The 13,044-nt window shown below is 69.4% G+C and carries 14 protein-coding genes; 7 read left to right on the forward strand and 7 right to left on the reverse strand.

The features are described 5' to 3' along the window. Window positions 1-79: 79 nt before the first annotated feature. From pstS to pstB, 4 genes are all read left to right on the forward strand, one after another. Window positions 80-1,210, forward strand: coding sequence for a phosphate ABC transporter substrate-binding protein PstS (pstS, locus tag ABD355_RS08220; RefSeq protein WP_344399463.1), 1,131 nt, complete (start codon window positions 80-82; stop codon window positions 1,208-1,210). 98 nt (window positions 1,211-1,308) lie between these two features. Continuing rightward, entirely contained in the window at window positions 1,309-2,313 is a 1,005-nt protein-coding gene (pstC, locus tag ABD355_RS08225) for a phosphate ABC transporter permease subunit PstC (RefSeq protein WP_344399464.1), read from the forward strand. After that, the gene (pstA, locus tag ABD355_RS08230; protein ID WP_344399465.1) at window positions 2,310-3,374 is read left to right on the forward strand and encodes a phosphate ABC transporter permease PstA; all 1,065 of its coding nucleotides are present in this window, start codon (window positions 2,310-2,312) and stop codon (window positions 3,372-3,374) included. The genes pstC and pstA overlap by 4 nt, the downstream gene beginning before the upstream one ends. A gap of 41 nt (window positions 3,375-3,415) precedes the next feature. Beyond that, complete coding sequence (gene pstB / locus ABD355_RS08235; protein WP_115907311.1) at window positions 3,416-4,192, forward strand: phosphate ABC transporter ATP-binding protein PstB; 777 nt, start codon at window positions 3,416-3,418, stop codon at window positions 4,190-4,192. 148 nt (window positions 4,193-4,340) lie between these two features. Here the strand turns inward: pstB and ABD355_RS08240 are convergent, their stop codons facing one another. Together ABD355_RS08240 and ABD355_RS08245 are read right to left on the reverse strand one after the other, a co-directional pair. Next, on the reverse strand, window positions 4,341-5,339 hold the full coding sequence (locus ABD355_RS08240) for an inorganic phosphate transporter (RefSeq protein ID WP_344399466.1): 999 nt from the start codon (window positions 5,337-5,339) through the stop codon (window positions 4,341-4,343). A gap of 7 nt (window positions 5,340-5,346) precedes the next feature. After that, window positions 5,347-5,967 carry a DUF47 domain-containing protein gene (locus ABD355_RS08245; protein WP_030941586.1) on the reverse strand — a complete coding sequence of 207 codons (621 nt, stop codon included), beginning with the start codon at window positions 5,965-5,967 and terminating at the stop codon, window positions 5,347-5,349. A 224-nt stretch (window positions 5,968-6,191) separates the two neighbouring features. Here ABD355_RS08245 and ABD355_RS08250 point away from each other — a divergent pair, with 224 nt between their 5' ends. Then, a complete protein-coding gene (locus tag ABD355_RS08250) occupies window positions 6,192-6,530 on the forward strand; it encodes a metal-sensitive transcriptional regulator (RefSeq protein WP_344399467.1) in 339 nt (112 codons plus the stop codon). Between the two features lie 28 nt (window positions 6,531-6,558). On the opposite strand, the gene ABD355_RS08255 is transcribed toward ABD355_RS08250, so the two are convergent. Then, window positions 6,559-6,726 (reverse strand): hypothetical protein, encoded by a 168-nt coding sequence (locus tag ABD355_RS08255; RefSeq protein ID WP_181922833.1) that lies wholly within the window; start codon window positions 6,724-6,726, stop codon window positions 6,559-6,561. Between the two features lie 118 nt (window positions 6,727-6,844). Beyond that, window positions 6,845-7,672, reverse strand: coding sequence for an SCO4651 family lipoprotein (locus ABD355_RS08260; RefSeq protein WP_425585714.1), 828 nt, complete (start codon window positions 7,670-7,672; stop codon window positions 6,845-6,847). Between the two features lie 112 nt (window positions 7,673-7,784). Between ABD355_RS08260 and ABD355_RS08265 the strand changes: the two genes are divergently transcribed. Then, window positions 7,785-7,967: a hypothetical protein gene (locus tag ABD355_RS08265; RefSeq protein WP_344399468.1), complete on the forward strand. Its 183-nt coding sequence runs from the start codon at window positions 7,785-7,787 to the stop codon at window positions 7,965-7,967. Here the strand turns inward: ABD355_RS08265 and ABD355_RS08270 are convergent. From ABD355_RS08270 to ABD355_RS08280, 3 genes are read right to left on the reverse strand one after another with little or no spacing between them, the layout of a single operon-like run. Further along, window positions 7,958-8,380 (reverse strand): NUDIX hydrolase, encoded by a 423-nt coding sequence (locus tag ABD355_RS08270; protein ID WP_344399469.1) that lies wholly within the window; start codon window positions 8,378-8,380, stop codon window positions 7,958-7,960. The genes ABD355_RS08265 and ABD355_RS08270 overlap by 10 nt on opposite strands. 50 nt (window positions 8,381-8,430) lie before the next feature. Then, entirely contained in the window at window positions 8,431-9,540 is a 1,110-nt protein-coding gene (locus tag ABD355_RS08275; RefSeq protein ID WP_344399470.1) for a CHAD domain-containing protein, read from the reverse strand. After that, window positions 9,521-11,755: an RNA degradosome polyphosphate kinase gene (locus ABD355_RS08280; protein ID WP_344399472.1), complete on the reverse strand. Its 2,235-nt coding sequence runs from the start codon at window positions 11,753-11,755 to the stop codon at window positions 9,521-9,523. Before ABD355_RS08280 ends, ABD355_RS08275 begins: the two co-directional genes overlap by 20 nt. A 375-nt stretch (window positions 11,756-12,130) precedes the next feature. Between ABD355_RS08280 and ABD355_RS08285 the strand changes: the two genes are divergently transcribed. Further along, window positions 12,131-12,670, forward strand: a complete 540-nt coding sequence (locus ABD355_RS08285; protein WP_344399473.1) for an RNA polymerase sigma factor — start codon at window positions 12,131-12,133, stop codon at window positions 12,668-12,670. Window positions 12,671-13,044 lie beyond the last annotated feature (374 nt).

The raw sequence follows: 13,044 nt of genomic DNA on the forward strand, positions 1-13,044 counted from the left end.
TGCGTCCCGTCGTCGCCGGGACTTCAACCTCGCACGCCGCCGCATTCAGGACGGCGGCTCCTGGAAGGAACTCTTTCAAGTGAAGCTTCAGCGCATGAATCGGCGGGCCATCGCCCTCGGTGCTCTCGCCGCGTCGAGCGCCCTGGTCCTCACGGCGTGCGGCTCGGACAACACCGGCGGCGGCAGCAGTGGCGGCAGCAGCGCCTCCTCCACCACCGGTGCCAGCAAGATCAAGTGTGACGGCGCCAAGGGGCAGCTGCTCTCCGACGGCTCGTCCGCGCAGAAGAACGCGATCGACGCGTGGGTGGCGCAGTTCTCCCAGGCCTGCGGCGTGCAGATCAACTACAAGGCCGGCGGTTCCGGCGCGGGTGTCACCTCCTTCACCCAGGGCCAGCTCGCCTTCGCGGGTTCCGACTCGGCGCTGAAGCCCGACGCCGTCGCCGCCTCCAAGAAGGTCTGCTCCGGCGGCCAGGGCATCGACCTCCCGATGGTCGGCGGCCCGATCGCGGTCGGCTACAACCTGTCCGGCGTGGACAACCTGGTCCTGGACGCCCCGACCCTTGCGAAGATCTTCGACAGCAAGATCACCAAGTGGAACGACCCGGCGATCGCGAAGCTCAACCCGTCCGCCAAGCTGCCCGACCTCAAGATCCAGGCGTTCCACCGCTCGGACGAGTCCGGCACCACGGACAACTTCACCAAGTACCTCATCGCCGCGACGCCCGACAACTGGAAGTACTCCGGCGGCAAGGCCTGGCAGGCCAAGGGCGGCCAGTCCGCCGCGCAGTCCTCCGGTGTGGCCGCCCAGGTCAAGCAGACCAACGGCGCCATCGGCTACTTCGAGCTGTCCTACGTCACCGACGGCGTCAAGGCCGCCAGCATCAACACCGGTGCCAGCGCCCCGGTCGCGCCCAGCAGCGACAGCGCCACCAAGGCCATCGCCGACGCGAAGGTCGTGGGCACGGGCAAGGACCTGTCGCTCAAGCTGAACTACAACACCAAGGCCGACGGCGCCTACCCGATCACCCTGGTCACGTACGAGATCGTCTGCGACAAGGGCAACAAGGCGGACACCCTGCCCGCCACCAAGGCGTTCCTGCGCTACATCGCCTCCGAGGACGGCCAGGGCCTGCTGCCGGGCCTGAAGTACGCGCCCGTCCCCGCCGACATCATCGCCAAGGTCCGCACCACCATCGAGGGCCTGAGCTGATCCGAGTGCGGTCCGGTGCACCGCCGCCACGAGCCGTACCTCCCGTACGGCTTCGCAGAGCCGCACTCCGCGTGAGGCTCCGCAGACCGGAGAACCCGATGGACACTTCCACACAGATAACCGACGCTCCCCCACCCGCCCCGCAGCCCACCGCCGAACAGAAGCGCGCGGCGCGCGGTGCCACCCGACCCGGTGACCGGATCTTCCTCGGTCTCTCCCGTGGGTCGGGCATCTTCCTGTTGGTGGTCATGGCCGCGATCGCGGTCTTCCTGACCTACCGCGCCTCCCTCGCGATCAGCAAGGACCACGGCAACTTCCTCACGACCTTCGAGTGGAACGCCACGTCCGTCCCGCCGGTCTTCGGCATCGCGGTCCTGGCCTTCGGCACGGTGGTCTCCTCGATCATCGCCATGGTCCTCGCCGTTCCGATCGCCGTCGCGATCGCGCTGTTCCTCACGCACTACGCCCCGCGCAGGCTGAGCGGTCCCATCGCGTATGTGATCGACCTGCTCGCCGCCGTACCGTCCATCGTGTACGGCCTGTGGGGCGCCCTGATCCTCGTACCGCACATGAACGGCCTCTACGGCTGGCTGGACAGCTATTTGGGCTGGACCGGCATCTTCTCGTGGGACGGCGGTGCGCCGCGCTCGATGCTGACCGTCGGCATCCTGCTCGCGATCATGATCCTGCCGATCATCACCAATGTGAGCCGCGAGGTCTTCCGCCAGGTCCCGCAGATGCACGAGGAGGCGGCTCTCGCCCTCGGTGCCACGCGCTGGGAGGTCATCCGCATGGCGGTGATCCCCTTCGGCCGCTCAGGTGTGATCTCCGCCTCGATGCTCGGCCTCGGCCGTGCGCTCGGCGAGACGATGGCCGTCGCCACCGTGCTCTCCCCGGACTTCCTCATCCACGGCAGCCTGCTCAACCCGGGCGGCGGCACCTTCGCCCAGAACATCGCCTCCAAGTTCGGTGAGGCCACCGAGCAGGGACGGGACGCGCTCATCGCCTCCGGTCTGGTCCTGTTCGTCATCACCCTGCTGGTCAACGGCGCGGCCCGCATGATCATCGCCCGCCGCAAGGAGTACTCGGGGGCCAACGCATGAGCCACAGCGCCAACGCCGCCATCGCCGAAAGGCCCGCCTCCACCCTGCGCGGCGCCCGTCTGCCCCAGTGGTCGCCCTGGGTGATCGCCGCCGGCTCGCTCGCCGTGGCGGTCGCCATCGGCCTGGGCGCCGGCCTCGACAGCAAGGTCCAGTGGGGCCTGATCGCCGGGCTGATCTTCCTCGTCGCCACGTACGTCATCGCCGCGAGCGTCGAGGGCCGCCGTCAGGCCAAGGACCGCATCGCGACCGGCCTGGTCTGGGTGGCCTTCCTGCTCGCAGTCGTCCCGCTGGTCTCCCTGGTGTGGGTGACCATCTCGCGCGGTGTGAAGGTCCTCGACGTCTACTTCCTGACCCACTCGATGGGCATCGTCGCCGACTCCCAGCCGGGCGGTGGCATCTACCACGCCATCATCGGCAGCCTGGAGCAGGTGGGCCTCGCCACGCTGATCGCCGCGCCGATCGGCATCCTCACCGCGATCTACCTGGTCGAGTACGGCCGCGGCAAGCTCGCCCGGGCCGTCACCTTCTTCGTCGACGTGATGACGGGTGTCCCGTCCATCGTCGCGGGTCTGTTCATCCTCAGCCTCATGCTGATCTTCAAGTTGGAGCCCTTCGGCTTCGCCGGTTCGCTGGCCCTGGCCATCCTGATGATGCCGGTGGTCGTGCGCTCCACGGAGGAGATGCTCAAGCTCGTCCCGAACGAGCTGCGCGAAGCCTCCCTGGCGCTCGGTGTCCCGAAGTGGCGCACCATCCTGAAGGTGGTCCTGCCGACCTCCATCGGCGGCATCACGACGGGCATCATGCTGGCGATCGCCCGTATCACCGGTGAGACGGCTCCCGTGCTGCTGCTGGTGTTCGGCAACCGGTTCATCAACAACAACCCCTTCGAGGGTGCGCAGCAGTCGCTGCCGCTGTACATCTATCAGCAGTACGCGGCAGGTGCGGACGCGTCGTACGACAGGGCCTGGGCGGCCTCGCTCACCCTGATCGCCTTCGTGATGATCCTGAACCTGGTGGCCCGCGGCATCGCCCGCTGGAAGGCCCCGAAGACCGGTCGCTGACGCGGCCATATGCGACCGAGAATTCTGGAAGTGACGTAATCATGGCCAAGCGAATCGACGTAAGCGGACTGACCGCCTACTACGGTGCCCACAAGGCGATAGAAGACATCTCGATGACCGTCGAGCCGCGTTCGGTGACGGCGTTCATCGGCCCCTCCGGCTGCGGCAAGTCGACGTTCCTGCGCACGCTCAACCGTATGCACGAGGTCACGGCCGGCGGCCGGGTCGAGGGCAAGGTGCTGCTCGACGACGAGGACCTGTACGGGCAGGGCATCGACCCGGTGTCCGTGCGCCGCGAGGTCGGCATGGTGTTCCAGCGGCCGAACCCGTTCCCGACGATGTCGATCTTCGACAATGTGGCGGCGGGGCTGCGGCTGAACGGCTCGTACAAGAAGAGCGAGCTCGCGGACGTCGTGGAGAAGTCCCTGAAGGGCGCGAACCTCTGGAACGAGGTCAAGGACCGGCTGAACAAGCCCGGTTCGGGGCTTTCCGGTGGTCAGCAGCAGCGTCTGTGCATCGCGCGGGCGATCGCGGTCGAGCCGAAGGTGCTGCTCATGGACGAGCCCTGCTCGGCCCTCGACCCGATCTCGACGCTCGCCATCGAGGACCTGATCGGTGAGCTGAAGGAGCGGTTCACGATCGTCATCGTGACGCACAACATGCAGCAGGCCGCGCGTGTCTCGGACCGTACGGCCTTCTTCAACCTGGCGGCGGTCGGGCAGCCCGGCAAGCTGATCGAGATCGACGACACGGAGCGGATCTTCTCCAACCCGTCGGTCCAGGCGACGGAGGACTACATCTCCGGCCGCTTCGGCTGAGCCTTCCAGACCCCTCGCGGTGCTGCATGGCGGTGCCACCGCGAGGACGATGAAGGGCCCGCCCCTGGCTCCCGGGGGCGGGCCCGTCGTCGTACGGTGGCCCTGTCCTCAAACGCTGGACGGGCTTTAGACATGCGGACCGGCGGCGTTACAGGAACGCCAGGTTCACGATTCCGAAGGCCCCCGCCGCGACCAGGGCCGCGGCCGGCATGGTGATGAACCAGCCCAGGATGATGTTCTTGGCGACGCCCCAGCGCACCGCGTTCACGCGCTTCGTCGCGCCGACGCCCATGATCGCCGAGGTGATGACGTGCGTCGTCGAGATGGGCGCCTTGAAGAGGAAGGCCGTGGTGAACATGATCGACGCACCCGTCGTCTCCGCCGCGAAGCCCTGCGGGGGGTCCAGTTCGATGATCTTCCGGCCCAGCGTGCGCATGATGCGCCAGCCACCGGCATAGGTCCCCAAGGAGAGCATCACCGCGCAGACGATCTTCACCCAGGCCGGGATCGGATCGCCGTAGGTCTCGTGGCCGGAAATGACCAGGGCCATCACCACGACACCCATGGTCTTCTGCGCGTCCTGAAGGCCGTGGCCGAGTGCCATGGCCGCCGCCGAGACCGTCTGCGCTATGCGGAAGCCGCGCTTGGCCTTGTGCGGGTTCGACTTGCGGAAGATCCACAGGATGGCCAGCATCACCAGGTAGCCGACGATGAGGCCGACCACCGGTGACAGGAACATCGGGATGACGACCTTGTCGAGGACGCCGTTCCAGTGCACCGTCGTGCTGCCCGCGAGGGCCGCCCCCACCAGGCCGCCGAACAGGGCGTGGGAGGAGGAGGACGGGAGGCCGTAGTACCAGGTGATCAGGTTCCAGACGATCGCGCCGACCAGGCCGGAGAAGAGGATGGCCATCCCCGTCGAGCCCTCGGGTGTCGCGATCAGACCCTCGCTGACGGTTTTCGCGACTCCGGAGCCGAGGAAGGCGCCTGCCAGGTTCATGACCGCAGCCATCGCCAGCGCCGCCCGCGGCGTCAGCGCCCGCGTCGACACCGACGTCGCGATCGCGTTCGCCGAGTCGTGGAAGCCGTTCGTGTACGTGAAGAAGAGCGCGACCGCGATGGTCACGACCAGAGCGAAGGTGTCCATGGAGGGGTCAGGACTCCTTGACGGCGATGGTCTCCACCGTGTTCGCCACGTGCTCGAACGCGTCCGCCGCCTCCTCCAGTACGTCCACGATCTGCTTGAGCTTGAGCACCTCGATCGCGTCGTACTTGCCGTTGAAGAGATGCGCGAGCAGCTTGCGGTGGATCTGGTCGGCCTGGTTCTCGAGGCGGTTGACCTCGATCCAGTACTCGGTCAGATTGTCCAGAGTGCGGAGGTTCGGCATGGCTTCCGCCGTCAGCTCGGCGGCCCGCGCAAGGACCTCGATCTGCTGCTCGACGCCCTTGGGCAGTTCCTCGACGTTGTAGAGGACGACCAGGTCGACGGCCTCCTCCATGAAGTCCATGATGTCGTCGAGGGACGAGGCGAGGGAGTAGATGTCCTCGCGGTCGAACGGCGTGATGAACGAGGAGTTCAGCTGGTGGAAGATCGCATGCGTGGCGTCGTCACCCGCGTGTTCCGCGGCCCGCATACGCTCTGCGATCTCGGCCCGGGCAGGTGCGTCCGCCCCGAGCAGTTCCATCAGGAGCTTGGAGCCGGTGACGATGTTGTCCGCGGATGCGGCGAACATGTCGTAGAAGCTCGTCTCCCTGGGGGTCAGACGAAAGCGCACGTGGGGTCCTCGGGGTGCTTCGGTTTCGGTCAGGGTGATGCTAGGCGCATCATCCGGCCACGGCTAATGGGCCGTCCCCCAGTGTCGCCCATCGGGCAGAGTGGTCGGCACGGGGGCGGTGTGCGGGCCCGGTCCCGGCGGGGACCAAGGGCCGTATACCCAGCAAAGTTCGATACCATATACCCACCAGGGGTATATGTCCGCATGTCTTACGGGAGGACGCGATGACGACCACCGAGGCCGGCGCGACGGCGCCCTCCGCCGACAGCACGCAGAATGCGACGCACGGCTACCACAAGCAGAAGGACGAGCACCTCAAGCGCCTGCGCCGGATCGAGGGCCAGATCCGTGGCCTGCAGCGGATGGTCGACGAGGACATCTACTGCATCGACATACTCACCCAGGTGTCCGCCTCCACCAAAGCCCTGCAGTCCTTCGCGCTGCAGCTGCTGGAGGAACACCTGCGGCACTGTGTCGCCGATGCCGCGGTCCGGGGCGGTGACGAGATCGACGCCAAGGTGGACGAGGCGACGAAGGCGATCGCCCGGCTGCTGCGCACCTGAACCCGCCGGGGCGGGGCCTCGCCTCCGGCTAGTCGCCGGAGGCGGCGCGCTCTTCGGCCACTTTCAGCACCTCGTCGATGCTCTCCAGGCTGAGCCGGTCCTCCGCGGCCGAGGCCGCGATGATCAGCTCTCCGCACAGCTCGATCTCGGCGAGGGCCACGTGGTCCTGAACTGCCGTACCGCCGACCGGAGCCACGTGCATCACCTCATCTCTGCCGTTACCGACTTCCTAGAGTAGGGAGCGGCCTACACACCGCGCATGGCACGGACGGGCTAGTTCTTGACGCCCGGCAATCCTCCTCCAGCAGGGCCCGCTACTCGGCGATCTTCCCTGCGTAGATGTCCTTCGAGGCCGGCAGGCGTACGTCGACGGGGGCTCCGAAGTCGTACAGCAGCGTCGTCGAGGCGACCGCCACCGTGCCCTTCTGGAGGCCGTTGACGAAGCTGAACCGGTGCCGGATCTTACGGATGCGGCCCTGGTCGTCGAGGTAGACGTCGAACGGGACCTCGGCCGTGGCGAACCCTTTCGCCGCCGCAGCGAGGGCCTCCCGGACGCCCTTCGAGGCGTGCCGCGCGGCCAGGGTGAGGTCCGCGGTCCCGCGGTAGTGCCGCACCTCGACGCCGGCGAACTCGCTCCGGCCGAGATACGTCGCCGCGCGCGTCCCGCGCAGCAACTCGGCCGCGGCATACGGGTCGGTGGCGCCGCCGGTCACCAGGTTGCCGTCGGAGAGGGTGGCCGTGTCGACCCGTACCCACTTGTCGGCGGGCACTCCCGCGCCCCGGTTCTTCATGAACAGGGCGCCGGGAGCGAGGAGTTCGGTGATCGGCCGGTGGTCGTCGGTGCCTGCCGGGCTCTGCGGGAGCTGCACCTTCAACCGGCCGATCTGCCGACGGTAGTTGTAGTCGCCCTCGCCGCGGATGGTGACGCGGGTGCCGCCGATGGCCATCTCCATCGAGGTGGTCGCCCTTGAACTGCCCGCCTCGACCAGGGTTTCGGCGGCTCGGTGCAGGATCTCGACGGGGTCGAAGGCGCGGGGGTCCTCGGCGGCGGCCCCGGTGCCGGAGCAGCCGCCGGCCCCCATGCAGACGCAGACCACGAGCCCTGCCGTGACGACCGTCCCCCTGTGCTGCCGCTCCGCCATCGCCTGTCTACCCCCAAGCCGGTACGTCCGTCACGGGCCCCCTGTCGTTCCGGATAACGACGGCTGGGTGGGGGGCGTCACGCGCATACCAGGCCCGCTGCCGGAGCAGCCGATGGACACAGCATGCGGGGTGGGTAACGTTGTCAGCGTGGCGCAACAGGAACATCGCACGACGACGGTCGAACAGGGCCGGTTCTGTGTGGCCCGGTGCAGTTGCGGGTGGCGTGGGCCTGCCCGCAGAGCGCGCAGCCAGGCCCGGGCGGACGCCGACGGGCATGTGAGCCTTCAGGCGTGACGGAGCGTCGCGAGCAGTTCGTCGACGAGGGTGCGGTCGCGGTACTGGGTCAGCCGGCTGCGGGCCGCGGCGGGGGAGAGCCACAGGATGCGGTCCACCTCCGTGGTGGGGGTGAAACCGCCGGAGACCGCCTCGGCCGCCCAGTAACGGACCTGTTTGCGGCGGCCGCCCGCGAAATAGCGCAGGGTGGACAGCTCGGCGCCCGGTTCAGCCGCATAGCCGGTCTCCTCGGCGACTTCGCGCAGGGCGCCCGCCAGGTGGTCCTCGCCCCGCTTCAGCTTGCCCTTGGGGTGGGACCAGTCGTCGTACTTCGGCCGGTGGACGAGACAGATCTCCAGCTCGCCGTCGACCGGGGAGCGTCGCCACAGGACGCAGCCGGATGCCTGGACGATGGTGTCGTTGGTGTGGGTCACGGGTGGGTCACCGCCTCCTTCGACAGGGATCGGGCGCCGGGTTGGCCGGCTCAGGGCGTGCGCAGCGCCTGTTTCTGCCAGGACTGCTGGAAGGCGAAGCGGGCCGCTTCCACTTCGTGCCGCTGGTCCGCGTGGAGCACGCCGAGTGCGTACGCCGTCGCCGGGGCGATCCGGGGGGTACGGGCCGCGGAGGCCGCGGCCGCCGCCGCCTCCGAGGCGTCGCGGTGCCGGTCCAGGGCCTGGCCCGCGGTCAGCAGGCGCAGGTCGGTCGGGCCGCCGGTGCCGTGGAGGGCCTCGCGGGCGTAGCGGTGCAGGCGCAGCAGCAGCCGGACCTGGTGCCAGGGGGCGTCCTGGGGGTGCGGGGAGGGGTCCGGGGAGAGGCCGTGGATCAGGGCCTCCGCGTTGTAGGGGCTGCCCGCGGTGACGAGGGGGAGCGCGGTGATGGCGTCGGTCAGGCGGTCCTCGGCTGCGGTGGCGAGGGGGTGCAGGGGTGTGGTGGGGGCGGTGGGGGTGAGGGGGACCTCGCTGGCCAGGACGGCGACTTTGTCTGCGACGGCGTGGAAGCGGCTGGATCCCAGGGCCTGGAGGGCGGTGCTGTGGGCTCGGGTGCGGGCGAGTGTCAGCTGGCGTTCGAGCAGGGCGCCTGCTTTTGCCGCCCCAACTGTGAGGTTGCCGCGGTCTGTTGTGGGCGCGGGGGTGGGGGGCCCGGCGTGGGACGGTGCCGCTTTCAGTGGGACGGGTGCCGCTCCGGCGGCACGACTGCCCGCAGCCAGGTTGGCGACGACGCCTACTGCCGTCTGGGCCGGAAAAGCCGTTGCCCCCGACAACCTGTGCAGCGCCAGCAACAGCCTTTCCTGCCTTGCCGCGTAGGCGTGTTCCATGGCCAAGGTGCCGGAGAGCCAGGCCAGTTCGGGCTGGAGGGACTCCGACCATTCCGGTTCCAGCAGGGGGCGGAACGTGTGCAGGCTGGCGCTGATGCGGCGGACCGAGCGGCGCAGGGCGCGGGCCGCGTCGACCGGGTCCTCCGCGCCGTTGCCGGTCGCACCGCCGGTTTCCCGGTGCAGCCGCAGGGCGCGGAGGAACTCCGTGGCCTGGGCCCTCAGGTAGCCCGCGAGGGCTTCGCCTGTGGGGTCCGTAGGGTCAAGGTGTTGCTGTGCCACGCCGGCGCCTCCGGGCGTCTATGAGCATCTCCTGGATGTTTCGCAGGGGCCCGCCGTCCGCGTCGGTGGCATGCCGCGTCCACTCGCCGTCCGGGCCGAGGTGCCAGGAGGCGGTGGTGTCGGACATGCCTGTCTCCAACAGCCGGTTCAGGGCGGCGCGGTGGGCCGGGTCGGTAACCCTGACCAGGGCCTCGATACGGCGGTCGAGGTTGCGGTGCATCATGTCGGCGCTGCCGATCCACACCTCGGGCTCGCCGCCGTTGCCGAAGGCGAAGACCCGGGAGTGTTCGAGGAAGCGGCCGAGGATGGAGCGGACCCGGATGTTCTCCGACAGGCCCGTGACGCCGGGGCGGATCGCGCAGATGCCGCGCACCCACACATCGACCGGCACACCGGCCTGGGACGCCCGGTAGAGCGCGTCGATGAGGGCCTCGTCCACCATCGAGTTGACCTTGATGCGGATGAAGGCCGGACGGCCCGCACGGTGGTGCTGGGCCTCCTTGTTGATCCGCGCGATCAGTCCGTCGCGCAGGGACTTGGGGGCGACGAGCAGACGGCGGTACGTCTCGCGGCGCGAGTAGCCGGAGAGGCGGTTGAAGAGGTCGGAGAGGTCGGCGCCGACCTGCGGGTCGGCCGTCAGCAGGCCGAGGTCCTCGTACAGCCGCGCGGTCTTCGGGTGGTAGTTCCCGGTGCCGACGTGACTGTAGCGCCGCAGTGTGTCGCCTTCCTGACGGACCACCAGGGACAGCTTGCAGTGGGTCTTGAGACCTACCAGGCCGTAGACGACGTGGCAGCCGGCCTCCTCCAGCTTGCGTGCCCACTTGATGTTGGCGTGCTCGTCGAAGCGGGCCTTGATCTCGACCAGGACGAGGACCTGCTTGCCGGCCTCGGCGGCGTCGATGAGCGCGTTGACTATGGGGGAGTCGCCCGAGGTCCGGTACAGGGTCTGCTTGATCGCGAGGACGTCCTCGTCCTCGGCCGCCTGCTCCAGGAACGCCTGCACGGAGGTGGAGAAGGAGTCGTACGGGTGGTGCAGGAGCACGTCCCGGCTGCGCAGCGCGGCGAATATGTCGGGCGCGGACGCCGACTCGACCTCCGCGAGGTCGCGGTGGACGCCGGCGACGAACTTCCGGTACTTCAGCTCGGGGCGGTCGAGGCCGGCGACGCGGAAGAGGCCCGTGAGGTCCAGGGGACCCGGCAGCGGGTACACCTCGGCCTCGCTGATCTTCAGCTCGCGGACCAGCAGGTCCAGCACCTCGCGGTCGATGGACTCCTCGACCTCCAGGCGCACCGGCGGCCCGAAGCGGCGCCGCATGAGCTCCTTCTCCAGGGCCTGGAGCAGGTTCTCGGCGTCGTCCTCCTCGACCTCCAGGTCCTCGTTCCTGGTCAGCCGGAAGGCGTGGTGCTCCAGGACCTCCATGCCCGGGAACAGCTCCTCCAGGTGGGCGGCGATGACGTCCTCTATGGGGACGTAGCGGCCGGGGGAGCTCTCCAGGAAGCGGGAGAGGAGCGGCGGGACCTTGACGCGGGCGAAGTGCCTGTGGCCGGTGACCGGGTTGCGTACGACGACGGCCAGGTTCAGGGAGAGGCCGGAGATGTAGGGGAAGGGGTGCGCGGGGTCGACCGCGAGGGGGGTGAGCACCGGGAAGATCTGGTGGCGGAAGAGGGTGAACAGGCGGGCCTGCTCCTTCTCCGTCAGCTCGCTCCAGCGGACCAGGTGGATGCCCTCCTCCGCGAGGGCGGGGGCGACGTCCTCGTGGTAGCAGGCGGCGTGCCGGGCCATGAGTTCGCGGGAGCGGGCCCAGATCATCTCCAGGACCTCGCGGGGCTGGAGGCCGGAGGCGGAGCGGGTGGCGACACCCGTCGCGATACGGCGCTTCAGACCGGCCACCCGGACCATGAAGAACTCGTCCAGGTTGCTGGCGAAGATCGCGAGGAAGTTGGCGCGCTCCAGCAGGGGCGTGTCGGGGTCCTCGGCGAGTTCGAGGACCCGCTCGTTGAAGGCCAGCCAGCTGCGCTCCCGGTCGAGGAAACGGCCCTGCGGCAGCTGAGGGCCGTCGTACGGCGACTCCTCGTAGGCATCGAGATCGGCATCGATGTCGGGTTCCAGGTCGGAGACCGCGGCGGCCACGGTGTGCGGGCGGTGCGCGGCGATGGAGCCCACGGAGGGCTGCGCGTGCTGGACCTGTGCCTGGGCGGTGTCTGGCTGACTCATGAACCCATTCTTCCGCGTTCCCAGCGATACGGGCGCGTCGGAAAGCGCGGGTGGCAGTGCCTTTACGGAGCCAGGGCCTGAGCTGAGGGCGTCCCCGTTCCCCGCGGGCCCCTCGGGGGACGGCGAAGGCTGTGGCACGGAGGGCGTCATTGGCCGAGCGTCGCAAGCTTGTCTGAACCGTTGGTTACGGCGACATGGCGTGCGGGATATCTGGGGGCGGCTCCGGGGGGCCCACGTCCGGGGGGCCGCCGTAACGGACTGCTGGGAGCCGCCCCGAGGATACGTACGTCCATCCCGCCCGGGAAGGACGTACGCGCATCGGATGCCTCACACGGTTCGCGTGAACCGATCCGCGGGCCGGTCCGATGAGGGGACGTGAGCGAAACGAGAAGCGACGGTGAGCTGCTGCGGGCCGCCACGGACGGGGACCGGCGCGCCTTCGAGGAGCTGTACCGGCGGTACGCGCCGTGGCTGACCGCCCGGCTGCGCGGCCGGTGCGCCGACGCGGGCGTGGTCGACGACGTCGTACAGGAGACGTTCCTCGCGATCTGGCGGGGCAAGGCCCGCTACCGCCAGGACGGCGACGTCGCCGGCTGGCTGTGGCGGATCGGCTCACGGCGGCTGATCGACGCGCTGCGGGGCGACGGGGCGCGGGGGCGGCTCAGGCAGGCACTGGCGCGGCTGCGGCACCGGGACGAGGCGTCCGCGGAGGAACGCGTGCTCGCGGGGGTGGAGCACGGGGACCTGGCGGGCGCCCTGGTCCGCCTCTCACCGGAGCTGCGCGCGGTGCTCCAGGCCACGGTCATCGACGGCCTGACCACCCGGGAGGCGGCCGTCCTGCTCGGGATACCGCCGGGCACGGTCAAGACACGGGCGATGCGGGCCCGTAAGCAACTGCGGGAGGCACTGACGTGAGCGGGTGGGTCTGCGAGGGGGGCTTCCGGGGCGGGCGCAGGTGGGGGAGCGGTGACATCGGCGAGTTGCTGTGTGATCGGGTCTGTCAGGTCGCGTCCGGGCGTGGGAGCGGGGATATCGGTGGGCTGCTGTGTGATCGGGGCTGCGGGGGTGCGTGCAGCTGTGGGAGCGCTGGCGTGAGCGGGTGGGTGTGTGAGGGGGGCTTCCGGGGCGTGCGCGGGTGGGGGAGCGGTGACATCGGTGGGCTGCTGTGTGATCGGGTCTGCCGGGTCGTGTCCGGGCGTGGGAGCGGGGATATCGGTGGGCTGCTGTGTGATCGGGGCTGCGGGGGTGCGTGCAGCTGTGGGAGCGCTGGCGTGAGCGGGTGGGTGTGT

This window comes from Streptomyces longisporus (assembly GCF_039532765.1).
GTDB lineage: Bacteria > Actinomycetota > Actinomycetes > Streptomycetales > Streptomycetaceae > Streptomyces > Streptomyces longisporus.

Coding starts and splice junctions, on each gene's coding strand:
- pstC (WP_344399464.1), top strand. CDS start 1,309: ATGGACACTTCCACACAGATAACCGACGCTCCCCCACCCGCCCCGCAG.
- ABD355_RS08240 (WP_344399466.1), bottom strand. CDS start 5,339: ATGGACACCTTCGCTCTGGTCGTGACCATCGCGGTCGCGCTCTTCTTC.
- pstB (WP_115907311.1), top strand. CDS start 3,416: ATGGCCAAGCGAATCGACGTAAGCGGACTGACCGCCTACTACGGTGCC.
- ABD355_RS08260 (WP_425585714.1), bottom strand. CDS start 7,672: ATGGCGGAGCGGCAGCACAGGGGGACGGTCGTCACGGCAGGGCTCGTG.
- ABD355_RS08250 (WP_344399467.1), top strand. CDS start 6,192: ATGACGACCACCGAGGCCGGCGCGACGGCGCCCTCCGCCGACAGCACG.
- ABD355_RS08280 (WP_344399472.1), bottom strand. CDS start 11,755: ATGAGTCAGCCAGACACCGCCCAGGCACAGGTCCAGCACGCGCAGCCC.
- pstA (WP_344399465.1), top strand. CDS start 2,310: ATGAGCCACAGCGCCAACGCCGCCATCGCCGAAAGGCCCGCCTCCACC.
- ABD355_RS08265 (WP_344399468.1), top strand. CDS start 7,785: ATGGACACAGCATGCGGGGTGGGTAACGTTGTCAGCGTGGCGCAACAG.